Genomic DNA, 23801 nt, shown 5'->3' on the forward strand with positions numbered 1-23801 from the left:
ACAGTGAATTTACTATTCCGATAAAGAGAGGATTTGATATCAGTCTTAAGATTGCTAAACTGACGCACCCTACGATATTTCTACTGAGCCTTAACGCATTTCAGCATCCGCAAAGTAGCCGCCGCCCCGTAATTCCGCTTTGCAGAATCATCGGGAGCAAACCGATTCCCAATTTCGTTAAGAGGAGAAGCTACACCACAATAACCAGACATTTGATTGATAATCGCAGCAGCCCAATGATTCTGAGTATCTGAAAAAGTTTTAGGCTGCTGTTTAGCCAATAAATTCGGCTGCATTCCCCGCGCCAACAAACCAAATTCTGCAGATCTTCGCATCACCGCCATCAATTCAGCGCGAGTCACAGGCTGCGTAGGTTTAAAAGTTCCATCTGTGTAACCGCTGACTATCTTATTGTCTCGCGCAAATTGAATTTTTCCCGCACTCCAGCGTGAGTTATCAACATCGCTGTAGGGACGGGAAGCAACTATGCTGGGAAATGCGATATTAGCACCTTGTATTCCTTTCAAGGATTCCAATACTAAAGATACTAATTGCTCTCTGGTGACAGCAAGTTGGGGCCGAAAGGTATTATCTTGAGCAAAGCCCGCTACAAATCCCAGCGCGACAGCTTCTTTAATTTCGGAAGCGTAGATATCAGTTGCAATATCTCCGAATGTAGAAGATCCAGTATTTCCGCCAGTATTTCCGCCAGTATTTCCGCCAGTGTTTCCTCCGGTATTTCCTCCGGTATTTCCGCCAGTATTTCCACCAGTATTTCCGCCGTTATTTCCTCCGGTATTGCCAGTTTCTCCCGGCGCGTTTTGACTGGTTGTGAAATAAAAATGACCTAATACTTTGCCTTGATAAGCTCTTTTACTAAATCGCCAGCCCGGATCGAGAGTGATTTTCATAAAGCCGTTAACATCACCGTTTGTCCGGCCGATAATTATCGGTTTAACGTTGGGATCTAGGGAAGTTCCCATGAGTACAACATTGCCGTCAATGCTTTCCAAACTTAGGCTGTATTTTAATGCTAAATCGGTGCCGCCCATGCGAATAGAAAAGCCGTTGCTGTCTGTGGCGCGGCCGCAAATGCCGGTGAAATCAAAATTAACTAATAAGGGATCGATTCTGACGGGATTAGAGCCGTTTTCGCTCCAGCATTGCCGTTTGTCTGTTACTTGTTCTACAATTAGCAATTGATAGCCACCGAAGGGGCGGGGTTGGGCGATCGCAACTACTCGCTCTTGGTTGATTTCGGTTTCGTCAAAAGTAAATGCTTTGACTGGGGCGATCGCGCCTAGTGTTAAAATTGCTGAACCTGCCAGTGCGGCTGCTGTTCGTAGCAGTAAATGTTTCATAGTTTTTCCCTCTTTACTCCTTGTGTTGATGAGACATACCTAGAAGATTAAAAGGTCGCGGTCTTCTGACAACAAGATAGAATTTTACCATCTGTTGTTCCGTTGATGCGCCGTGAGTCGGAGAAATATAATAAAATTCAATACCGTGCAAATTAAATCTGAGCCAACCTAGCCTCCCAACTATGGGGGGAGAAGAGTATTTTATTTCGTCAGCCTTTTTTAGAGGATGTGATGTCAAATCCTCTCTTCATCGGAATAGTAAATTCAGGCGTTAACAGTTAACAGTTAACATCATGTAGGAGTGCAACCGGAATTGATATGAGGGGATATCCTATACAAAAAAGGTGCGTTACACGCTGGTTAACGCACCTTAAAATAAATATTAAATAAAGGCCTTTTATGCCTACCGGAACATACTGCTAACAGAACTATCTTCGTGAATCCGCCAAATAGTTTCGCCCAGCAAATTCGCTACCGAAAGTACGGTTAACTGTTCAAAACGGTGTTCTTCAGGTACAGGAATTGTATTCGTAACAATTACCTCTTCCAAGACTCCGCTAGACAAACGCTCGATCGCCGGATGCGAAAATACTGCATGAGTAGCACAAGCATAAACCTGCCTCGCACCCTCGCGGCGCAACAATCTGGCACCCTCACAAATCGTGCCGGCAGTATCGATCATGTCGTCCACCAACACAGCAGTTTTGCCACTGACATCACCGATCAGGTTCATCACTTCTGCCACATTGTGAGCTTGTCGGCGCTTGTCAATAATTGCCAGGGGAGCATCGCCAAGCTTTTTAGCAAAGGCTCTGGCTCTGGCGACTCCGCCAACATCCGGCGAAACCACAACAATATCCGACAACTGTTTCCTCGCCAGATAATCCAAAAGCACGGGCGAACCGTAAACGTGATCGAAAGGAATGTCAAAATAACCTTGAATCTGAGCCGAGTGCAAATCCATTGCCAAAATGCGACCAGCCCCTGCTTCAGTAATCAAATTAGCCACTAATTTTGCAGTAATCGACTCTCTGCCGGCTGTTTTGCGGTCTGCCCTAGCATAGCCGTAGTAGGGAATCACAGCAGTAACTTGTCTTGCAGAAGCGCGGTGACAAGCATCGATCATGATTAATAATTCCATGAGGCGATCGTTTACCGGACAGCAAGTTGGCTGAATCAAGTAAACATCGCAACCCCGAATCGATTCTTGAATTTGAACGTAGAGTTCGCCATCCGCGAACCGCTTGCGAACCATCGGCCCCAAATCGATCCCCAGATAGCGAGCCACTTCTTGGGCGAGGGGAATATTAGCGGAACCGGAAAACAGCCGCAGACGGTCGTTGCCAGAAATCGGCGACTCGGGAAGCGGAAGTGGTAAAGTAGCAGAACGGATCACAGCAGGCCTCTTGCAGGACGTTTATTCCACCGCTATCTTACCATCTTAAACTCGAAATATTAAGTCATTATTTTGATAGATTCAACTTTCGGAGCGATCGCAAGTGTTAATTTAGACGAACTGAATAGGAGTTGCAGAATTACGTCCGAGAAACCGCGTTTCTACCAAGTTCTGTAGTGCCAGAAGTCCCAGAAGTGCGATCGCCCGCCGGCCCCCTGCGTCTCAAAATTCTGGCGACAGTCAATGTCTGGGCCCTGACTGAAAGTTGCGATCGCCCAAAATTCGGTCAAAGGCCGAAAGCATCCGGCTTCAAAGTGATAAAAATGCGACCGACAGACAATAAACTTGAAAAATACTGTAAAAAAAGTTAAGAATCGGAAGCATACTCCTGATTTTTGATATTGGGCAAAGCAAGGTAGAAATCGATGAGCTTAAGAGAACGGATTGACGCAGAAATCAAAGCAGCCATGAAGTCCAAGGACAAAGTTCGCTTGGAAACAGTGCGCGGCATCAAAAAATTTATTCTCGAAAAAGAAGTCAGCTTGCGTCCTTCCGGGCAAGAGACGCTGACAGAAGCTCAAGAATTGGAAATTTTGATGCAAATAGCCAAACAGCGCCGGGATTCGATCGAACAATACCGCAAAGGCGGCCGCGAAGACTTAGCGGCACAAGAAGAGGCGGAGTTGGTAATTGTGGAAGAGTATTTGCCGCCGCAGATGTCAGACGAAGAGGTGAGTCAAGTGGTTGACGAAGTGATTGCCTCGGTGGGCGCTACTTCTGCAAAAGAGATGGGCAAGGTGATGGGCAAGGCAATGCAGCAGCTTAAAGGCAAAGCAGACGGTAACAGAATTCAAGACATGGTGAAAGCAAAGCTTAGTCAGTAGTCAGTTGGCAGTTGGCAGTTGGCAGTAGTCAGTAGTCAGTAGTCAGTAGTCAGTAGTCAGTAGTCAGTAGTCAGTAGTCCTTAGTCAGTTGGTAGGGGGGGTGGATGGTGCGTGCCCGCCCTCTTTGCTCGTTACTTTCGCTCTGCCTGGTAATGCTTCTGGGGCGAGGAAGAGCCTCCTTTGATCTGGCAACTTACAAGAGAGAGGACTGTAAGAGGTGTTTAAGTTATTAAGTTTTCGATCCTTAGTTCAGCAGTCAGCAGTCAGAACGAAGAATGTAGGGGATTATCCCGCTGCGTTAAGCGAAGCTATCCCCTAGGGAATCGCCCCTACTTAAATTTGCTGGTTTCTCAAAGTTGCGTAAAAAAATGTAAAATGCTAACTTTGGTCGGGACTGGGAACTACAGACAGTGAAGTATGTTCGAGAGCATTAAAGACCTAGCATTACTAGGTCTGCGAGCGATCGCCTATTTTTTAACAATTTCTACTTAAACTTATGCAGCCACCTATTGCTATTGGAACTCTCCTACAAAACCGCTACCGCTTGGTGAGTATTTTAGGTCAAGGGGGATTTGGCCGCACTTATTTAGTAGAAGACGAGGGGCGGTTTAAAGAACGCTGCGCCCTAAAGGAATTGATTCCGGTGCAAAGCGGGCCTTACGTTTTGGAAAAATCGAAGGAATTGTTTCAAAGAGAGGCGGCAATACTTTACCAAATTTCGCACCCGCAAATTCCCCAGTTTCGGGCAATATTTGAAGAGAATCAACGTTTGTTTTTAGTGCAGGATTACGTGGAAGGGATGACTTACCGCGAACTGTTGCTCGATCGCACTTCTGCAGGCGGCAGATTCAGCGAAGCCGAAGTCTTGATATTTATCCGGCAAATGCTACCGGTACTGGCTCACATCCACGCCCGCGGCATCATCCACCGCGACATCTCCCCTGAAAATATCATCCGCCGGGAAAACGACCAGTTGCCGGTGCTGATTGACTTTGGAGTGGTGAAAGAACTCGCCACCAAAGTCCAGTCTCCTGAAGGAACAGCCCACGCGACAACAGTCGGTAAAATCGGCTACGCGCCGATGGAACAGTTGCAAAGCGGGCGCGCAACTGCCAGCAGCGACCTGTATGCTTTAGCTGTAACGGCGATCGTCCTGCTGACGGGCAAAGAACCGCAGGAATTGCTCGATCAAAGAACCCTGCAGTGGAATTGGCAGCAGCAAGTGCAGGTGAGCGCGGGCTTGGCGGCGGTACTGAATCGGATGTTAAATCGCTCTCCGGGCGATCGATATCAATCTGTCAGCGAAGTAGCCAAAGCACTCGACGGAAAAACCAACCCTCAGCCTAACCAGCAAACTTTACCGCCAGCGCCTGCTGTAGTCCCGTCAAACGCTTCGCTAATCGCCACGGTGGCCGTGGGCCGGCCGCCCGATCCCGATCCGATCGCCCCTAGTTCTTACCCGCAAAACCAACCTGACCCCCTAATTCAGCCCGCTGGCGGCTCTGTTTGGGACAATCCCGTTGCTGCGATCGGATTGCTAGCAGGCTTAGTAATCTTGACAGGCTTCGGTTCCTGGGCCTTAGTAGGCTCATTTCTCAAAAAACCGACACCCAAACCCACTCCGACACCACCACAAGTCATAACTCCGACACCGATCCTAAATCCGATACCAAGCCCAGAACCGTTACCAACCCCAACCCCAAAACCTTTACCAACCCCAAGCCCGGAACCTTTACCAACCCCAAGCCCAGAACCTTTACCAGAACCGAGTCCAGAACCTTTACCGGAACCGAGCCCAGAACCTTTACCGGAACCGAGCCCGGAACCTTTACCGGAACCAAGCCCGGAACCTTTACCAGAACCAAGCCCCGCGCCGACTCCGACACCCAAACCGACACCAGCACCGACTCCGACACCCAAACCAACTCCGACACCCAAACCGACACCAGCCCCGTCACCCAAACCGACTCCGACACCAAAACCGACACCAGCCCCGACACCCGTACCAACTCCCGCGCCGTCGCCGGAACCCGCACCCACTCCCGCGCCGTCGCCGGAACCCGCACCCACTCCCGCGCCGTCGCCGGAACCCGCACCCACTCCCGCACCAACTCCCGCACCGTCGCCGGAACCCGCACCAACTCCTGCCCCCTCGCCGGAACTCTAAACTTTTGGCAAGACAATGTAGAGTGAAGTTGAGGCCAATTACTTGTTAGCTATTTGCCAATGAACTCGTTGCTGATTGCTGGAACTGATACCGACGCGGGCAAAACTGTTTTGACCAGCGCTCTGGCTGCTTATTGGCAAATGTATTTCCCGCAGCGCAGTTTGGGAATTATGAAGCTGCTGCAAACGGGTACGGGCGATCGCGAACTCTACACCCGTTTGTTTCGCCTCGACCAATCCCCCGAAGAACTCAATCCGCTGCACTTTGATGCACCTCTAGCACCGCCGGTGGCTGCAGAACGGGAAGGGAGACCGATCGAACTCGAAAAAGTCTGGACGGCGCTGCAAAGCCTCTCTGAGCGCAAGGATTTTGTGTTGGTGGAAGCTTTGGGAGGGCTGGGTTCGCCTGTAACGCGGGAACTGACGGTGGCCGATATTGCCAGGGATTGGCGGCTGAGGGGAGTTTTGGTGGTACCTGTGAGGCTGGGGGCGATCGGGCAAGCTGTGGCAAATGTTGCTCTCGCCAGACACGCGGGTTTTAAGCTCAGAGGAATTGTGCTTAATTGCGTTAAAGCTTGTTCTGCACAAGAAATTGCCGACTTGACACCAATAGATTTGATCCAGTCGCTGACTCAAATGCCCGTGCTGGGTATTTTGCCTCATTTAGATGACCCAAATGACCTGACAAAATTAGCGAGAGCAGCTTCAGAATTAGATTTAGAGCGATTACTTCCGGGGGTTAATTTAGTTCCTCAGACTTCTAAATAACCCTATTCAAAACACCTCTCTTTCTCTGCGTACTCTGCGGCCTCTGCGGTGAAAAATTAAGATTTTATTTTAACCGCAGAGAGCGCAGAGAGCACAGAGTAAGAGAAGAATGAGGTTCACAAATTGCTATAAGGAGAATGAAAAATGGTTTCTACTTTACCGAATTTAACTGATAATGACCTGACAAAATTAGCGAGAGCAGCTTCAGAATTAGATTTAGAGCGATTACTTCCGGGGGTTAATTTAGTTCCTCAGACTTCTAAATAACCCTATTCAAAACACCTCTCTTTCTCTGCGTACTCTGCGGCCTCTGCGGTGAAAAATTAAGATTTTATTTTAACCGCAGAGAGCGCAGAGAGCACAGAGTAAGAGAAGAATGAGGTTCACAAATTGCTATAAGGAGAATGAAAAATGGTTTCTACTTTACCGAATTTAACTGATGTCGATTTATCTCAATTGCGGCTGGAGATTAGAAACTTGCAGCCTCAGTTAGTCGAATGGCGGCGGCGTTTGCACGAAAAGCCGGAGTTGAGTTTTGATGAAAATTTAACGGCCCAGTTTGTCTCGCAAAAGTTGCAGGAATGGGGAATTGAGCATCAAACTAATATTGCTAACACTGGCGTTGTCGCCACTATCGACAGCGGCAAACCGGGGCGGGTTTTGGCAATTCGGGCTGATATGGATGCTTTGCCGATTCAAGAGGAAAATGAGGTGGATTATCGATCGCAGCATGATGGTATTATGCACGCTTGCGGCCACGACGGTCATATTGCGATCGCCCTCGGTACAGTTTGTTATCTCGCCAAGCACAAACACAGCTTTTCGGGTCAAGTAAAATTTATCTTTCAGCCCGCCGAAGAAGGCCCGGGGGGCGCAAAACCGATGATTGAAGCGGGAGTTTTGCAAAATCCTGATGTTGATGCGATCGTCGGCTTGCATTTGTGGAACAATCTACCATTAGGCACTGTAGGCGTTCGCAGCGGGGCGCTGATGGCTGCTGTCGAAGTTTTTGACTGCAGGATTTTTGGCAAGGGTGGGCACGGGGGAATGCCGCATCAGACAGTAGATGCGATCGTAGTTACAGCCCAAATTGTCAGCGCCTTACAGGCAATTGTCGCGCGGAACATTGACCCGATCGACTCAGCCGTAGTAACAGTCGGCAAATTCCACGCAGGTGACACCCACAACGTCATCGCCGACACCGCCCAAATCGGCGGTACAGTGCGCTATTTCAATCCCACATATCAAGGTTATTTTGCTCAACGAATCGAGCAAATAATTGCCGGAATTTGTCAGAGTCACGGCGCAAATTACCAACTCGATTATTGCCCGCTTTACCCGCCAGTTATCAACGATGCGAGCATGACTCAATTGGTACGCAGCGCCGCCGAATCAGTTGTAGAAACTCCTGCAGGAATAGTGCCGGAATGTCAAACAATGGGCGGCGAGGATATGTCATTCTTTTTGCAAGAAGTCCCCGGTTGCTATTTCTTTTTGGGCGCGGCAAATCCCGAAAAAAACTTGGCTTACCCGCACCATCACCCGCGCTTTGATTTTGATGAAACTGCCTTGGGGATGGGTGTAGAAATGTTTGTGAGGTGCGTAGAAAAGTTTTGCAATTAGCTTTTTTCATAGGTTCGTAGTCAGGATGTTAGTCCTCTGATTAATGCGGACTCGCATTCCTCACTACGAACCGGGTTATCTCGTTTGAAAGATATTCTGCACCATTTTTTTATCCACACTCGCCGCCGCCTTGTCCAATTCTGCAATCTCGCCGGAGTCTAATTCCCAGCCCAAAGCACCAATATTATCCCTCGCCTGTGCGGCAGATTTAGCGCCGGGAATGGGAATAGTTTCTTTGCAGATGCACCAGTTGATTGCTACCTGCGAAACAGTCTTGTTTCTGAATGCCGCTATTTCTCGCAAACATCCCAAAAGCGATCGCATTCCCGGAAGTAGCTGCTTGCACGCCAAACCTCGAATACCTTTCGGAAGAGAGCCATTTTTCGAGTATTTACCCGTCAGCAACCCCAAGGCTAAAGGACTGTAAGCAATTAATTTTATCCCCAATTCATCGCAAACATCTTTCAATCCGAGTTCTGTCACCGGATAGGTAGAAAGTAGCGAATATTGCACTTGTAAAGTAACAATTGGAATTTGGCGGGAGCTAAATCTTTGATGCACCCATTTCAGCCGTTTCGGCCCGTAATTAGACAAACCTACACCCTTGACCAATCCTTGCTCGTAAAGGTCGCCTAAACCATCCAAAAGAGCCCCCTCTTGCCAAGGAGCGTAGTTAGCTGTAGACCAGTGCATTTGCACCAAATCTACATTTTTTCCGAGCCGCGAAGCCGAGGCTTTACCAGCGGATATCATGGATTGTCGCGTCAGCCTCCAAGGATAAGCTGCTAGTTTTGTCGCAATACAAATATTGTCTTTATTTGCACCTTGATATTGTTGAGAAAACTGCCCCAAAAGCTGTTCGCTGCGTCCGTTTAATTTTCCTGTTCCGTAAGAATCGCCGGTATCGAACAAGGTGACACCGCTGCTGACGCAAAGATTGAATGCAGCTTGCAATTCCTCGTCCATACTTTCATCGTAACCCCAGAGTAATCTATTACCCCAGGCCCAAGTGCCGCAGCCCATTTTTGGCAGTAAAATTTTTTGGTTAGTTTGCATTCTTATTGATGGTTGTTATATTAACTCTGCTCTGAAATCTTGCACTTCTGTCAAAGAGTGAATTTTATTGTGGGCCTTTAACTAATGACCAATGACTAATGACCAATGACCAATGACTGTTAGTTGTTAGCTGTTAGCTGTTAGTTGTTATTTGTTAGTTGTTATTGGGGATTGAGAATTGGGCGGAGCGAAGCGGAGGGATTGGGAATTCGTAGCCAGTAACCAATAACCAATAACCAATAACTAATAACTAATAACAAATTCCCAACAACTAATGACTAATGACCAATGACCAATGACTGTTGACTGTTGACTGTTGACTGTTAGCTGTTAGCTGTTAGTTGTTAGTGGTTATTTGTTAGTTGTTATTGGGGATTGAGAATTGGGCGGAGCGAAGCGGAGGGATTGGGAATTCGTAGCCAGTAACCAATAACCAATAACCAATAACCAATAACCAATAACCAATAACTAATAACCAATAACCAATTCCCAACAACTAATGACTAATGACCAATGACCAATGACTGTTGACTGTTGACTGTTGACTGTTAGCTGTTAGCTGTTAGTTGTTATTTGTTAGTTGTTATTGGGAAGTGAGAATTGGGCGGAGCGAAGCGGAGGGATTGGGAATTCGTAGCCAGTAACCAATAACCAATAACCAATAACCAATAACCAACAACCAATAACCAATAACCAATAACCAACAACCAATGACTAATGACTAATGACTAATGACTAATGACTCTTTACTTTTGTGATGTGGTTGGTGAGGGCGAAGGTGCGGAGTCTTTTATAGGTTGCTGGGGCTTAGCTTTCGGGTCTGGTTTGGGTGGCGGCGGCGGTGGGAAAGTTGCGGCGCGTCTGGGTATTTGTAGCGCTGTTCGGAATGCAGCAAATGGGAAGAATTCACTAAATTGAGAAAATCTATCGCCAATTGGTTCCGGTGCATCTTCCCACAAGCTTTCGTAGTAGAAGAAAGCCGCACCTAAGCCGTATTGTTGGACGGCGCGCACCTGGGATTGAATTTGCTGAATCGCTACTGGGCGATTTCTCAAACCTGTCATAATCCCAACTCCGGTGGGAATCTTTTGGTGTGCTTCTTGCATTTCTGGACGGCTAATCTTGTCCACAAATGATTGTAGATTTGGACTGTAAACTTGCACGATTAGTTCGTCGGCAATATCGAAACGCACCCAATTCAGCCAATCTTGCAGGTGATGCTTGTAAGCAAATTCGTAGTAATTGGGAGAAATTGAGAATATAGCGTTGGGTTTTACTGCTTTTACTGCTTGATTTAGCTGCGACATAAAAGCGGTGATTTTATTGGCTCGCCATTTCACCCATGCTGGATCTTCAAAATCTTTGGGCGGTGCTTTTTTGGTTTCTTTGGTATACAAAGCAATGGTGTATTCATCGTAGCCAAATTCTGATGGCAAACTCATGTGGTCGTCAAATTGAATGCCGTCGGCGTTATATTGGGTGGTGATTTCTAGTACGAGTTCGGTAATGAATTCCTGCACTTCTGGATGAAATGGATTAAGCCAAACTACTTCGCCACCTGCGCTGTTTGATGTTTGGCTGCCGTCTTGTTTTTGTGTCAGCCAATCGGGATTGTTTAATGCTAATTCTGAGGTGGGAGGTGTCATAAAACCAAACTCAAACCAAGGAATTACTAGCAGGCCTTGGCGGTGGGCTTGGGCAATTAAATCTGCGAGCATATCCTGTCCGTCTAACCCTCTGTAAACAAATGGTTGAATGTCTCTTTGCTGGGCGACTGGGCTGGGATACATTGCATAGCCAGAGTTCCAGGCTACGGGATATATTGTGTTGAAATTTAACCGCTTTAATTTAGCGATCGCATCTCCTAGTTTGTGGCTATCTCTGAGGATGTCTTTGTCGTTTGTCGTCATCCAAACTCCGCGAATTTCTTGGCGGGGTTGTTGGGCGATCGCCGGAGTTAAGTTATTAACCAGCAATACTATAATGAATGATATCGCAAATAGCAGCGGGAAAATTGTTTTAATCGATCGCTGCCAACTGCGAGGAATGATGCGTAATGTCATAGTTGTGAATGGTTAATTAGCTATAAAACACACCCCGGCATAATTTGGTGATGAAGTTTGCTCGTTCTACAGTCTACAGCAATTTGTGCTGAATGTACGATCGCCGCGCCGGTCAAATATAATCTGCGATCCAGAGGGTAAGTCAGAGCATTTTGTCAAAGTGCTGGGCTAGAATTAGTTACGCGCTGCAAATTCTCCTGACCGGACAGTGCGGTCTGCGGGAGTGCGAGTGCTGTACAATATTTGTGGTGAAAAATCTCGATCGAACATATCTAATTTGTGAAACATTTAGTCTTAATTGGTGGCGGCCACAGTCATGCTATTGTATTAAAAATGTTCGGCATCAAACCGCTGCCAGGAGTGCGTTTGACTTTGATTAGCGATGTCTTGTACGCGCCTTATTCGGGGATGCTGCCGGGGCACGTTGCTGGGTTTTACGATTATGATGAATGTCACATCGATTTGCGATCGCTCGCGGAATTTGCCAAATGTCAAATATTGGTCGATCGGGCGATCGCCATCGACTTTAGCAAAAATTTAGTTATTTGTCAAACTCGCCCTCCAGTTAATTTTGACGTGCTTTCTGTAGATATCGGCAGCACTCCCGCGACTCTATCGGTGCCTGGTGCCGCAGAATATGCCATTCCAGCTAAACCGGTACCGGAGTTTTTAGCTAGCTGGAATCAGTTAATTTCCGAAAGACAAAACCATCCCCAAAAACCGCTGCGGATCGCCATTGTCGGCGGCGGTGCCGGTGGCGTAGAATTAGCATTGAATATGCAATCTCATCTTGCGAAGGGAGAAGGGTTCGGCAGCGGATTTTGTAACGGATTTAACGGATGGATTTTTAACAACACAACAGGAAAGTTTAAGCAGGAAGAGGGATTAGAAATTCACTTGTTTCACAGCGGGGCTGAATTGATGCAGGGACATAACTATAGAGTACGTCATCGCCTCAAAGAAATTCTGATTAGTCGTGGCATTAAAGTACATTTAATGGAAAAAGTCCGTGCTATAGAAAACCAAGAAATGATTGAAATAGCATCCAATGCCCCATGCCCAATTCCCAATTCCCAGTGCCCAATGCCCAATGCCATCTGTTGTGAATCGGGTTTGAAAGTTGAGTGCGAGATCATTTTTTGGGTGACACAAGCATCGGCAGCCAATTGGATAAAAGAATCCGGTTTGGCCACCGACTCAAAAGGCTTTATGCAAGTCAACGATTGCCTCCAATCAGTCTCTCACCCCAACGTATTTGGGGCTGGAGACATCTGCGCGATGGTGAATTATCCCCGTCCCAAAGCAGGCGTGTTTGCCGTGCGTCAGGGCAAACCGCTGTTTGAAAACTTGCAGCATTTTTTATCACAAAAACCGCTGAAACCGTTTGCACCGCAGTCACAATATTTAGCCTTAATTGGTACAGGGAATAAAAGGGCGATCGCCTCTCGCGGATCGTTCATGTGGGAATCACCGTTATTGTGGTACTGGAAAGATTGGATCGATCGCCAATTTATGCAAAAATTCAGCAATCTGCCCAAAACCCGCAACACCAAATAGCAATACATTCAGCTATTCTCCCATCTTTCTCAGCGCCCTCTGCGCCCTCTGCGGTAAACAAAAAAAGTCTTATTCAAAAACCCTTAAGCTTGCTATAGTAAGATCGGAAGCAAGAAAAACTAACTATGTTCAGAAAAATTGGATTTTGGCTGCTGTGGATTGCATTCAGCACCTACGCCTTTGTATTCGCACCGCCGGATAGCCCAGAAACGATCGCACTAATTACAAATCTTGCCACAGGCCAAATAGCAGGCATCAACCCTTTAATTGTAGCCTTGTTCAACATCATGGGAGTCTGGCCGCTCATCTACAGTTGCGTCTTATTTGCTGACGGCAGGGGGCAGAAAATACCTGCATGGTTGTTTGCTACTTTATCCTTTGGAGTCGGCGCATTTGCCTTGCTGCCTTATTTAGCCCTGCGCGAACCTAATCCAGAATTTACAGGCACTAAAAATATATTTTTAAAAGTATTAGATTCCCGTTTGACTGGAATTTTCCTAACATTAGGCGCTGCTGCGTTAGTTGCCTTTGGCTTGACAAAAGGCGATTGGTCTGATTTTTTTCAACATTGGCAAACCAGCCGCTTTATCCATGTAATGAGTTTAGATTTTTGTATGCTTTCCCTGCTATTTCCTGCCTTATTAGCCGACGACATGGCGCGCCGAGGAATGCAGAACTCTACAGCATTTTGGGCAGTAACATTAGTGCCGCTATTCGGACCCCTGGCTTATCTGTGTACGCGCAAGTCGTTGCCAGAAAATGGTGCGGAAACTGTTACAAATTAGACAGCAGTACAGGGGATTTTTAGTGTAATCTAGAAATCAATCACAATAAATCAGACAAGAAACAGGCAAGATGCCTGTTTCACAATAAGTACGTTTTTGTGGGATGAACTTCTAACCAGCCCGTGAAAGACTGATTACAAATAGTGCAAAATCTGAGTATCAATCTAATTAATTATCTCTAACTCTCTAGCAAATGAAGAAACATCCGATCGTTGGTATCACAACTTACAACCGCAGCCTAGCAGGAGAATATTGCTTAAATGGATCGTATATTGATGCAGTGCAAGCGGCTGGCGGCATTCCGATTTTGTTGCCACCCAATCAATTAGATGCAGCTAGTATTTTTGATGCAGTAGACGGTTTGATTTTTTCGGGGGGCGGAGATATTAACCCCGAAATTTATGGCGGTTTGTGCGATCGCACAGTTTACTCAGTTAACGCAGAACGCGACAATTTTGAATTAAACTTAGCTAAGCTAGCTTTGAAGTCTGACATACCTGTGTTGGGGATTTGTCGCGGAATGCAAATGCTGAACGTAGCCAGCGGCGGCAGTTTGGTGATTCATGTACCGGATGCTTACGGAGAGGAGGTTCGTCACGGCACCGGAATTCCCCCACGTGCGATCGAGCATACCATTGAAATTGAACCCAACAGTCGCCTCGCAAAAATTATGGGAAAAACTTCAACAACCGTTGTTTCCTGGCATCATCAAGCAGTGCGGAAGGTAACATCAGATTGGCGAATTGTAGCCGATGCACCTGACACTTTGGTAGAAGCAATGGAACACTGCTATCACCCTTGGATGATAGCAATTCAGTGGCATCCAGAAATGTCGCCAAAATGTTCGGTAAACTCTGGAATTTTTAAGGCATTCGTAGAAGCAGCCGCTTCAAAATTCATGAATTCCACCAAGTCTGTATCAAATGCAATTCATACATTTTGATAGTCACTTATTCTTGATAGTCAGTATCAATTTCAATATCCAGGGTATCTTCATCTATTCTGACATACAGAACATTCGGGCGACAGCAAACCTGACAATCTTCGATATAAGATTGCTCCCTACCAGCGCTGATATCAACAAAAGTTGTACTCGGTTCGCCGCAGAAAGCACAGTAATATTCAGCCGTTGTTTGCATTTTTTTCGCACTCTCTTTTTGTGACTTCGTGGCGGTAGCGAAACATATCTGTTAACCGCATTTCCACCCACCAACCTAACAGCAAATCGACAATCGGGCCGCCCGGAATCGAAAATGCGATCGCATCTGTCAATCGAGTCTGGCCATTTTCTGTGGTAAACTCGTGTCGGTGAGTCCAACGCGCCATCGGCCCCTCAGTTTGTTCGTCAACAAATAAGCGATATTGTTCGCACTCAGTGTGAGTCGCCACCCATTTTACCGGAATCGGCCCCAATAACAGCCGAAATTCTGATACCGCACCCACATCAAGTCCCCCCTCGCGGCGAATAATTTTCACCGGTTGCCAAGGCGGAGTCAAAAGTTGCAGAATATCCGGTCTTTCGTGAAAGTTCCAGACAGTTTCAACGGCAGAATTAATTAGGGATGAATATCGAAAATTAGGCATTTGTTGAATTGAGCTAAACAGTTAATTCGGATCTAATTTCAGCATTTGCAGTATGATCCTCTGTATCTGTACAAACAGCAACAGTTAGTTTCAACCCCAAAGCATTCAGCCAAGTTCCCAGATTATAAATCGCATCATTTCCTTGCTGCGACAGCAATTCATCCAGTCTTTTTAAGTGCCATTCATATTGTTCAGGAGTCATTTTTGGTTGACCCAGAGCTTCTGCTACATCGCCCAGAGCAAGTTTCAGCAATTCAGGTTCCGGGTCGATTTCCTCTATAGTCGCCGTTATATAGGCGGCTGACAATGCCGGGTTTTGTCTCAGAGATTCAATCAAAAACGGATGATCTGGGATACTTTTAGCCATTGTTTTAAATCCTGTTGTAATCTGTCCAGTATTCTTTTGCTTGGAGGATATCTCGGTTTTGAGTGCTTTTATCTCCACCGCAGAGGAGAAGCACAATTGTTGTTCCAACTTGCCCAAAATAGATTCGGAAACCAGGGCCATACTCTATTCTGAGTTCGCAAACTCCTTCTCCAACTGAACGATAGTCTCCCAAATTACCAGTAACAACCCGATTTAGCCTAGATCGAATCTTGGCTTGAGTGTTTGTATCTTTGAAGGAATCAAACCACTCAGCGAAAGGTACTCTGCCATCTGAGGTGACATAACGCTGAATTTCCTTGGGTTGGACTTCTGGCATAATTGTATTATAGTACGTCGCTCCTTATTTTATCTTGTTAAGTTAGCTTTCAATCTACTTACTTGCAAAGATGCGATCCTCTTCGTTGGCGTAGCCCCCGTAGGGGCGGGCTTCGCTAACGCACTTTCGCATCCGCTATTTCTTAACTCGTCAACTGCAAATCCTTCGTCCTAAAATGACTCATCGCCTCAGCCAAATGCTTCTTCAAAGTCGCCTCCGGTAGCGGCCCTTTTAAATGACTCCAAGGCAAAACCTGGTCCAATTCCCACTCTTTAAAAACATAAAAATCCATCTCCGGCAACTGTCCCCGCAACTCCTTAAAAGCCCGCCGATAACTGCCCAAAGTATCGCCGTAATGCCGCACTAATTCTAACAGCTTAGACAAACGCCGATCGCCCTTCGACAACAAACCCTGAATCACCGACCAGTTATAGCTTTCAGGTCTAAATTCTAAACCTAACTTCCGCAATTCTTTATCTAAAAACTTCAGCCTCTTCTCCGCATCTTTATTCACTCCAAACCACTGAAAAGGAGTGTGAGATTTCGGGACAAAAGTGCTGCATCCAAAAGTCAACCGCAAACCAGGAACCGCTTTTTTAATCGCCCGCATCATCGCCACCGTCTCCTCCAAATCCTCCATTTCTTCGCCGGGAATTCCCGCCATACCGTAAAGTTTAATACCCTTTAAACCGCCAGCTTTAGCATTGATTGCAGCTTGGATAATTTCATCGTTAGTGAGTTTTTTATTAACAATTTTGCGGAGGCGATCGCTCCCGCTTTCCACCGCAATTGTCACAGATTTACTATCTCTGTTTGTCAAGATTTCTGCCAACCTAACTGTCACCGTATTCGTGCGTACCGAAGAAAGACTCAGCCGCACGCCGTCGTATTTTGGATGATTCAAATGTTCCAGCAACTGTTCAAATTCCGGGTGTTGAGTCACAGAAGCACCCAACAAACCCAAACGATTAGTCACAGCTAAACCGCGATCGATCGCCGGAATTAACGAATCCTCCAAACTCGCAGTTCTAAACGGCAAAGTCAGATAACTTGCCAAACAAAAACGGCACATTTCTGGACAACTCCGAACCACTTCCACCATATAAATATTTTCCCAAGCAGCCTTTTCTGTCACCACAGTAGAAGCAGATAAAGTATTGCCGCGGTACGTCTGTTTTTCAACCATACTGGGAATTCCCGAATCGACAGGCTGAATCGATTTAATACCCTCAGTGGCATCCAGATAAGTTACTTCGTACAAACTGGGGACGTAAACTCCCGGAACTTGGGCTAAATAGCGCAATTTAGTTTTTCTGTCGGCGGTACGGACTTCTTTACAAGCATCAATAAAATTGTCAATGAGATGTTCGCCATCTCCCAGCAAAATCACATCAAAAAAATCTGCAAAAGGTTCTGGATTCGCCGTAAAAACGGGGCCGCCACCGAATACTATCGGATGATTGTCAGTTCGTTTAGATGCCCAAATCGGAATATCTAGAGATTCTAATAAATTGAGAATATTTACATAGTCAAGTTCCCAAGAAAGCGAAAATCCCAGTAATTCTGGATCTCGGGGAAGTTGTTCGCGGATATCAGTAAATAAACGGCTGACTTCAATATCCGATCGCACAGCCAAAGTAGCCCACACTATCTGATAGCCGAGACTGGTGATGCCAACGGTGTACTCGTTGGGAAATGCAAAAATAGTCGGAATAGCATCAGCATCGGGGGTTGCTGGGGCAAACAGCAGCCGTTCTTGGGCAAATGGGTTAGGAGTCATGGGCAAGTTTAACTTTAACAATAGGTTTGTTACTATCTTATTTTAAGTTATTTTCAAAGTTATTGTATGGTGTATAATTTCTGAATAGACTTGCATTGCACTCAGTCAATTTCAATTATTGAATGGAAATTATCTGCGTTGCATCTGCCTTCACTCAGCGGTTGCCCGATCGAGATTTTATGCAGATAAAGTATAAATATTTTAAAAAAAATAATCGACCAGCGCAGCCTAGGATTAGTTAGCAGTTACATCTGTTACATCCGCTTTTACTAATCCGTTTCCGAACTTGGTGTTTCAAAGTTACTCTGAAATAGAATTACTCGCGTCTCGGTTTTTCGGCGGCGGTGGGCCGTGAAAAGTCGCAATCAGCAAACAGATAATCCCAGCATTAATAAACACATCTGCCAGATTAAACACCGGGAACCGAATTATCCGAAAATCCAGAAAATCTATAACGTGGCCCAAAACAAATCGATCGATCCCGTTACCCAGCGCGCCCCCCAAAATCAAACCGTAGCCAGCTTGTTCCCAGCGGTTAATTCGCGGCCCGAACCAAGCCAACACCATCAATCCCACACTCACCCCCAAAGACAGCCAGCGCAACCAACTCGCCCCGCCATTGCTAAACAAACTAAAAGCCGCACCAGTATTAACAACATAAGTGAAGTGAAATATCCCTGGTAACAGCGGCTGAGTCTGCGGAGGAATTGTCAAGTCAAAATTTTGCACTACCCAAAACTTGCTTAGGTGGTCTAAAACTAAACTGATAATAGCAGCAACCCAGAACAAGGGATTTCTTTTAAAACGCATGGATTGGGGAATTAAATATAGGGCATCGGATATTTATCAGCCGCAGCGAGATGATTCTCCCGTTGTGCAATGACAGTATAACCCAATATCGATTGAATAATTGACACCACGGATAAATCGGGAGGCTTTGTACTCTGGCCACTTTCGGCCATAACATCCAATCACTAATGACTAATGACTAATGACTAATGACTAATCAATAAAACATCAAGCGGCGCAAAGTAAATGATAGCAATGCGATCGCACAAACCACCGCCAATTGTCCCGGCAGGGGATAAACCGAATAGGTCAGAATTTCATTTAATAAAGGTACTTTTTTGCCAGGAATCAGCAAGTAACTAAAAATTAGATAAATTAAGCCGATCGCGTGAACTGTAAATAAACCGCACAAACAGCTAAAAGCCATAGATTCCAGTCGCGAAGCCACCTTAAAAGCGACCCAGCCGCACACCCAAGCACCAGGCACAAAACCCAGCAAATACCCAAAACTCGCTTCTTTAAGATAGCCGATGCCGCCGCCTCGGTCGAAAATCGGCCACAAAGTTAATCCTAATACCAAATAGGCAATTTGCGAGAGAGCAGCAGCATTTTTGCCGCCCATGCAGCCTACTAGCAACACGGCTCCAATTTGATAAGTCACGCCTAAAGAGTACGCCTGCAGTCCGCGATCGTCCCACAACCCGATCGGCATTGTCACAGATGCAGGCAAAAAATTGCCTCCAATCGTTAGGAGCAAACCAATAAAAGCCCAGATTAATTCAAGAGGAGCAGGCATTATAGCAGATGTTGAAGGAAGAAGTCATTAGTCATCAGTCATTAGTCATTGGTCATTGGTCATTGGTCATTGGTCATTGGTCATTGGTCATCACGAAGAAGGAAGTACGTCCGCTTCTTTTGTAGCGGATTTAACGGATGTAACGGATGTAAGTCCGTCGGCAGAAGGAAGGTAAGGAAGAAGAAGTCAAGAGGAAGTTACAATCGACTGTTTATGTTTGTGCAATGCCAGAACGTCGTAACCGTCAGGGCGGTTGCTATATCGGTTCTCTAAAAAGTGAGGTATGCTTTTAGGCCCGATGCTTTTAGGCCCGATGCTTTTAGGCCCTATGCTTTTAGGCCCTATGCTTTTAGGCCCTATGCCCAATACCCGATGCCGGATAGTACCTCATCTTTTTGAGACTCGGCTATATATCATCAGCATTGATCCGATGCAGGCTGGAGTGCCCGCAACTTTTAAGTTCTCAATACTAGCACTACTGTCAAAACAACCACCATTGTAGGGTTTTCTGGTTCTCAAACCTGGATGTTGCGATACTTTAATCGTGGGAATTTTTCGCGATCCTCTCGAATGCAAGCTTTGAGCTCAAGACCAGGGATTGCTAACCCGATCGGGCGATCGCACCCTTGTTTCCCCACCAATTGATCTTTCACCCATCTTATAAAATTACACTTGCCAAGCTCATCAATGAATTAAATTAATGTTAATTCATATTAAGTTGCGATCGAAAGTAAAGATTCTTAACCTAACCTTTACTTTCGCGCGATATGCTATGGCCGGACATCCGTATAACGATCGCAGATTTTGTATACCTATGATTTTTCGTCTGAACCTGATTAATCCAAATCGTGCGACAACAGCAATTTCCGCTGTGGCGATCGCCCTCAGCTTAGCAGCTTGTGGCGGCAGCACAACCAGCAGCAGCCCCAGCCCCGGCGACACCGCAGCATCCCCCGTTGCAGCCACAGGCACAGCCGCAAACAACAAACTCACCCTATCCTCAGACGTAGCCATAACCGCAGCAGGCGCATCCTTCCCCGCCCCCCTATATCAGCGCTGGTTTCAAGACTTCAACAAAATCCACCCCAAAGTACAAATTAACTATCAATCAGTAGGCAGCGGCGCCGGAGTCGAACAATTTACCAAAGGCACAGTAGACTTTGGGGCCAGCGACACCGGCATGAAAGACGACGAAATCGCCAAAGTTCCAGCAGACAAAGGCGTACTTTTGCTACCCATGACAGCCGGCAGCATCGTCATCGGCTACAACCTGCCAGAAGTAACCGAACTCAAACTGCCCAGAGACGTTTACACAGAAATCTTCCTCGGTAAAATTACCAAGTGGAACGACCCCAAAATAGCAGCAGCCAATCCCGGTGTAACATTGCCAGACCAAAACATCACCGTCGTCCACCGTTCCGACGGTAGCGGCACCACCGCCATCTTCACCAAACACCTCAGCGCCATCAGCCCCGACTGGAAAACAGCAGTAGGCGAGGGCAAAACAGTACAGTGGCCCGTAGGCGTAGGTGCAAAAGGCAACGAAGGCGTCACCAGCCAACTCCTGCAAACAGCAGGCAGCATCGGCTACATCGAATATGGCTACGCCAAAAACAACAACGTCAAATTTGCATCTTTGCAAAACAAAGCAGGCACATTTGTAGTACCTACAGACGACTCAGCTTCTCAAGCTTTAGCAACTGCGCCCCTGCCGGAAAACCTGCGAGCATTTATCGAAGACCCCGAAGGTGCTCAATCCTATCCAATTGTCACCTACACTTGGATGCTCGTTCCCAAAAAAGTTGCAGACCCCAACAAAGCCAAAGTTATCGAGGCAATGGTGGAATACGGCTTAACCGAAGGTCAAAAAGTTAGTGCAGAATTGGGTTACGTTCCTCTACCCCAAAACGTCAGAGAAAAAGTTGCTTTGGCAGCCGACGGCATCAGCCCCGACTACAAGATTGAGATTGGTAAATAGTTATTGAAGGAAGAAGTCAAGCGTGAAGTCGGAAGTTCGGCAACGAGCAATGTACGGGATGTAACGGATGTAACGGATGTAACGGATGTAAGTCCGTCGGAAGAAGGAAGAAGGAAGAAGGCTATAACGGCTTCGCTCAGGGTGAAAAGAAGGAAGACGGAAGAGGGAAGAAGGAAGAAGGAAAAGAGATATTTCTCTAGAGGTGGGTTGGAGCGGAAATATTTTTGGACAAGTCAGGAAATTAATCAACCGGCCCTTCTTTTAGATAATAATCAGTGCATCACTTATCAACATCCTCTCTTCTCTTCTCTTCCTCCTTGTGGAACAGGTGTCCCGCCTCTGTATTTTGATTCCTTCTAGCGCCTGTGCATTTCTCCAGTTGGTTCTAGTTTTTTGGCAAAAATGCAATTTTTCCTTACTATTTTTTTGGATTTTTGTATATGGTTTCAGATAGTAACATCGCTCAATCAGAGAAGCGTTCCCGCTCTCGGATAGAAAAATCCTTAGACCAAGGCTTTATCTGGCTGACTCGGATTTTGGGAATCGGAGTTGGCGTAATTTTGCTGGTCATCGCGCTAACCGTTGCTTTCAGAGCTTTACCAGCGATTCAACAGTACGGTTTGGGCTTTCTGTTTAGCAGTGATTGGAATCCGGTTAAAGAAGAGTACGGTGCGCTGCCGATGATTTACGGGACGATCGCCAGTTCTGCGATCGCGCTCCTAATTGCAGTACCATTAGGAGTAGGGACTGCCATCTTTTTGAGCGAAGACTTTTTGCCGCTGCCAGTGCGTACAGCTTTAGTTTTTTTAGTAGAACTTTTAGCCGCCATTCCCAGCGTAGTCTATGGTTTGTGGGGCATTGCTGTATTGATCCCCATTATTACCAACATCGGAAAGTTTCTCAACGGTAACTTCGGATGGCTGCCAATTTTTAGCACAGCGCCAGTGGGGCCGGGAATGTTACCCGCCGGAGTAATTTTGGGGATTATGACTTTGCCCATTATTACTGCTATCTCGCGCGACTGTTTAGCAAGCCTCCCCCCCGAATTGCGACAAGCATCTCTGGGTTTGGGAGCAACTCGCTGGACAACAATCTTTAGAGTCCTCGTACCAGCAGCTTTTTCCGGCATTGTCGGCGGAATTATGCTAGGCCTCGGCAGGGCGATGGGAGAAACGATGGCCGCAACGCTGTTAATTGGAAATTCCAATCAGTTAAGTGCTTCTGTGCTAGCTCCTGCAAATACTATTGCTTCTCTGATGGCAAATCAATTTGCCGAAGCTTCTGGATTGCAAGTGGCCGCTCTGATGTACGCGGGGCTAATTCTGTTTATTATGACACTGATTGTCAATATTTTGGCAGAGTGGATTGTTTCTCAAGTAAGAGCGAAGTACAACTAGAAGTTTGGCACAATTTCCTACATAGTTTTAGTTTATGTCAAAGAGCGTCTCCGATGAGAATCCTTTTGGATCGAAAACAGGCAGTTTGAAGAAGGTTAAAAACAGCCCGCAAGCGCTGTTTGGTATGGCGATGACTGTACTGGCTGGAGCTTGTCTGGCTGTCACTCTGCTGCCTTTGTTTGCAGTGCTTTCCTACGTAGCCGTACAAGGTTTTAATCGCCTAAATTTAGACTTGTTTACGAAGCTGCCGCCCGCACCGGGACTGTCGGGAGGCGGTATCGCCAATGCCATTCTCGGTACATTAATGACCGTAGGAATTGCTTCTCTAATTGCTGTTCCTTTTGGCGTGTTGGCCGCCGTTTATTTGTCGGAGTTCAGCAGCGGCAAAATCACTCGCTGGGTGCGCTTTGCTACTAATGTCCTCAGCGGCGTTCCTTCGATTATTGCCGGGGTATTTGCCTACGGTTTGTTCGTGGTAAATATGGGAGGTTTTTCGGCAATTGCAGGGGGCGCGGCGCTGGCTGTGTTGATGTTACCGACAATTGTGCGAACTACTGACGAAGCCCTACAAATCGTCCCGCAAGATATTAGATGGGCGTCGGTGGGTGTGGGTGCTTCTAATTATCAAACAGTGTTGCAGGTAGTTTTGCCTGCGGCAATTCCGGCTATTTTAACTGGTGTGACGCTGGCAATTGCCCGCGCTGCTGGAGAAACTGCTCCTTTGATTTTCACGGCGCTGAATTCGCCTTTTTGGCCGACAGGATTTGATAAGCCAACTCCGAGTCTTGCGGTTTTGGTTTATAACTTTGCAACGGTTCCGTTTAAGGCACAGAAAGAGTTGGCTTGGGCTGCATCTTTAATTTTGGTGTTGATGGTTTTGCTGACGAGTATTCTGTCTCGCTGGGCTACTCGCCAAAAGGTTTATTAGTCATTAGTCATTGGTCATTAGTCATTGGTCATTAGTCATTGGCAGTTGGCAGTTGGTATGAAAGTATTAGCTAATAACAACTGACAACTAACAACTAACAACTGACAACTGACAACTGACAACTGACAACTAACAACTAACAACTAACAACTAACAACTAACAACTAACAACTGACAACTAACAAC

Annotated in this window: 24 protein-coding genes; 13 read left to right on the forward strand and 11 right to left on the reverse strand. The window is 46.5% G+C overall.

The window, feature by feature from the left end; translation table 11 throughout:
• Nucleotides 1-80: 80 nt before the first annotated feature.
• Nucleotides 81-1361 carry a DUF3747 domain-containing protein gene (locus IQ263_RS08360; RefSeq protein WP_194067020.1) on the reverse strand — a complete coding sequence of 427 codons (1281 nt, stop codon included), beginning with the start codon at nucleotides 1359-1361 and terminating at the stop codon, nucleotides 81-83.
• Between the two features lie 403 nt (nucleotides 1362-1764).
• Nucleotides 1765-2757 carry a ribose-phosphate pyrophosphokinase gene (locus tag IQ263_RS08365; RefSeq protein ID WP_194011432.1) on the reverse strand — a complete coding sequence of 331 codons (993 nt, stop codon included), beginning with the start codon at nucleotides 2755-2757 and terminating at the stop codon, nucleotides 1765-1767.
• Between the two features lie 131 nt (nucleotides 2758-2888).
• Here IQ263_RS08365 and IQ263_RS08370 point away from each other — a divergent pair, with 131 nt between their 5' ends.
• From IQ263_RS08370 to IQ263_RS08395, 6 genes are all read left to right on the forward strand, one after another.
• A complete protein-coding gene (locus tag IQ263_RS08370) occupies nucleotides 2889-3128 on the forward strand; it encodes a hypothetical protein (protein WP_194067021.1) in 240 nt (79 codons plus the stop codon).
• A 54-nt stretch (nucleotides 3129-3182) separates the two neighbouring features.
• Nucleotides 3183-3641 (forward strand): GatB/YqeY domain-containing protein, encoded by a 459-nt coding sequence (locus IQ263_RS08375; protein WP_194067022.1) that lies wholly within the window; start codon nucleotides 3183-3185, stop codon nucleotides 3639-3641.
• 496 nt (nucleotides 3642-4137) lie between these two features.
• On the forward strand, nucleotides 4138-5808 hold the full coding sequence (locus tag IQ263_RS08380; protein ID WP_194067023.1) for a serine/threonine-protein kinase: 1671 nt from the start codon (nucleotides 4138-4140) through the stop codon (nucleotides 5806-5808).
• A 59-nt stretch (nucleotides 5809-5867) separates the two neighbouring features.
• On the forward strand, nucleotides 5868-6575 hold the full coding sequence (gene bioD / locus IQ263_RS08385; protein ID WP_194067024.1) for a dethiobiotin synthase: 708 nt from the start codon (nucleotides 5868-5870) through the stop codon (nucleotides 6573-6575).
• Nucleotides 6576-6719: 144 nt separating this feature from the next.
• The gene (locus tag IQ263_RS29245) at nucleotides 6720-6842 is read left to right on the forward strand and encodes a hypothetical protein (RefSeq protein WP_255515836.1); all 123 of its coding nucleotides are present in this window, start codon (nucleotides 6720-6722) and stop codon (nucleotides 6840-6842) included.
• Nucleotides 6843-6986: 144 nt separating this feature from the next.
• The gene (locus IQ263_RS08395; RefSeq protein WP_194067025.1) at nucleotides 6987-8198 is read left to right on the forward strand and encodes a M20 family metallopeptidase; all 1212 of its coding nucleotides are present in this window, start codon (nucleotides 6987-6989) and stop codon (nucleotides 8196-8198) included.
• 75 nt (nucleotides 8199-8273) lie between these two features.
• Here the strand turns inward: IQ263_RS08395 and IQ263_RS08400 are convergent, their stop codons facing one another.
• Both IQ263_RS08400 and IQ263_RS08405 read right to left on the reverse strand, forming a co-directional pair.
• Complete coding sequence (locus IQ263_RS08400) at nucleotides 8274-9254, reverse strand: aldo/keto reductase (RefSeq protein WP_194067026.1); 981 nt, start codon at nucleotides 9252-9254, stop codon at nucleotides 8274-8276.
• A 746-nt stretch (nucleotides 9255-10000) separates the two neighbouring features.
• Nucleotides 10001-11317: a glycoside hydrolase family 10-like protein gene (locus IQ263_RS08405; RefSeq protein WP_194067027.1), complete on the reverse strand. Its 1317-nt coding sequence runs from the start codon at nucleotides 11315-11317 to the stop codon at nucleotides 10001-10003.
• A gap of 333 nt (nucleotides 11318-11650) precedes the next feature.
• Between IQ263_RS08405 and IQ263_RS08410 the strand changes: the two genes are divergently transcribed.
• The 3 genes from IQ263_RS08410 (at nucleotide 11651) to IQ263_RS08420 (ending at nucleotide 14602) form a co-directional block, all read left to right on the forward strand.
• Entirely contained in the window at nucleotides 11651-12874 is a 1224-nt protein-coding gene (locus tag IQ263_RS08410; RefSeq protein WP_228049895.1) for an FAD-dependent oxidoreductase, read from the forward strand.
• Between the two features lie 125 nt (nucleotides 12875-12999).
• Nucleotides 13000-13659 carry a DUF2834 domain-containing protein gene (locus IQ263_RS08415; RefSeq protein WP_194067029.1) on the forward strand — a complete coding sequence of 220 codons (660 nt, stop codon included), beginning with the start codon at nucleotides 13000-13002 and terminating at the stop codon, nucleotides 13657-13659.
• Between the two features lie 193 nt (nucleotides 13660-13852).
• Nucleotides 13853-14602, forward strand: coding sequence for a gamma-glutamyl-gamma-aminobutyrate hydrolase family protein (locus IQ263_RS08420; protein ID WP_194067030.1), 750 nt, complete (start codon nucleotides 13853-13855; stop codon nucleotides 14600-14602).
• A gap of 7 nt (nucleotides 14603-14609) precedes the next feature.
• Here IQ263_RS08420 and IQ263_RS08425 read toward each other — a convergent pair whose 3' ends face one another.
• The 7 genes from IQ263_RS08425 to IQ263_RS08455 form a co-directional block, all read right to left on the reverse strand.
• Nucleotides 14610-14798 carry a CPXCG motif-containing cysteine-rich protein gene (locus tag IQ263_RS08425; RefSeq protein ID WP_194067031.1) on the reverse strand — a complete coding sequence of 63 codons (189 nt, stop codon included), beginning with the start codon at nucleotides 14796-14798 and terminating at the stop codon, nucleotides 14610-14612.
• A complete protein-coding gene (locus tag IQ263_RS08430; protein ID WP_194067032.1) occupies nucleotides 14782-15243 on the reverse strand; it encodes an SRPBCC family protein in 462 nt (153 codons plus the stop codon). Before IQ263_RS08430 ends, IQ263_RS08425 begins: the two co-directional genes overlap by 17 nt.
• 13 nt (nucleotides 15244-15256) lie before the next feature.
• Nucleotides 15257-15610, reverse strand: coding sequence for a helix-turn-helix domain-containing transcriptional regulator (locus IQ263_RS08435; RefSeq protein ID WP_194067033.1), 354 nt, complete (start codon nucleotides 15608-15610; stop codon nucleotides 15257-15259).
• A gap of 4 nt (nucleotides 15611-15614) precedes the next feature.
• Entirely contained in the window at nucleotides 15615-15947 is a 333-nt protein-coding gene (locus tag IQ263_RS08440; protein WP_194067034.1) for a type II toxin-antitoxin system RelE/ParE family toxin, read from the reverse strand.
• Nucleotides 15948-16089: 142 nt separating this feature from the next.
• Nucleotides 16090-17727 carry a B12-binding domain-containing radical SAM protein gene (locus IQ263_RS08445; protein WP_194067035.1) on the reverse strand — a complete coding sequence of 546 codons (1638 nt, stop codon included), beginning with the start codon at nucleotides 17725-17727 and terminating at the stop codon, nucleotides 16090-16092.
• Between the two features lie 300 nt (nucleotides 17728-18027).
• Nucleotides 18028-18537, reverse strand: coding sequence for a signal peptidase II (gene lspA, locus IQ263_RS08450; protein ID WP_194008963.1), 510 nt, complete (start codon nucleotides 18535-18537; stop codon nucleotides 18028-18030).
• Between the two features lie 196 nt (nucleotides 18538-18733).
• Nucleotides 18734-19312, reverse strand: coding sequence for a biotin transporter BioY (locus IQ263_RS08455; protein ID WP_194067036.1), 579 nt, complete (start codon nucleotides 19310-19312; stop codon nucleotides 18734-18736).
• Between the two features lie 814 nt (nucleotides 19313-20126).
• On the opposite strand from IQ263_RS08455, the gene pstS reads away from it, so the two are divergent.
• The 4 genes from pstS (at nucleotide 20127) to pstA (ending at nucleotide 23615) form a co-directional block, all read left to right on the forward strand.
• Nucleotides 20127-21290 carry a phosphate ABC transporter substrate-binding protein PstS gene (gene pstS / locus IQ263_RS08460; protein WP_194067048.1) on the forward strand — a complete coding sequence of 388 codons (1164 nt, stop codon included), beginning with the start codon at nucleotides 20127-20129 and terminating at the stop codon, nucleotides 21288-21290.
• 3 nt (nucleotides 21291-21293) lie between these two features.
• Nucleotides 21294-21650, forward strand: a complete 357-nt coding sequence (locus IQ263_RS08465) for a hypothetical protein (protein ID WP_194067037.1) — start codon at nucleotides 21294-21296, stop codon at nucleotides 21648-21650.
• Between the two features lie 80 nt (nucleotides 21651-21730).
• Complete coding sequence (gene pstC / locus IQ263_RS08470; RefSeq protein ID WP_194067038.1) at nucleotides 21731-22687, forward strand: phosphate ABC transporter permease subunit PstC; 957 nt, start codon at nucleotides 21731-21733, stop codon at nucleotides 22685-22687.
• A gap of 34 nt (nucleotides 22688-22721) precedes the next feature.
• Nucleotides 22722-23615 (forward strand): phosphate ABC transporter permease PstA, encoded by an 894-nt coding sequence (gene pstA / locus IQ263_RS08475; RefSeq protein ID WP_194067039.1) that lies wholly within the window; start codon nucleotides 22722-22724, stop codon nucleotides 23613-23615.
• The last annotated feature ends 186 nt before the right edge of the window (nucleotides 23616-23801 follow it).

It is taken from the genome of Tychonema sp. LEGE 06208 (genome assembly GCF_015207505.1).
Classification (GTDB): Bacteria; Cyanobacteriota; Cyanobacteriia; order Cyanobacteriales; family Microcoleaceae; genus Microcoleus.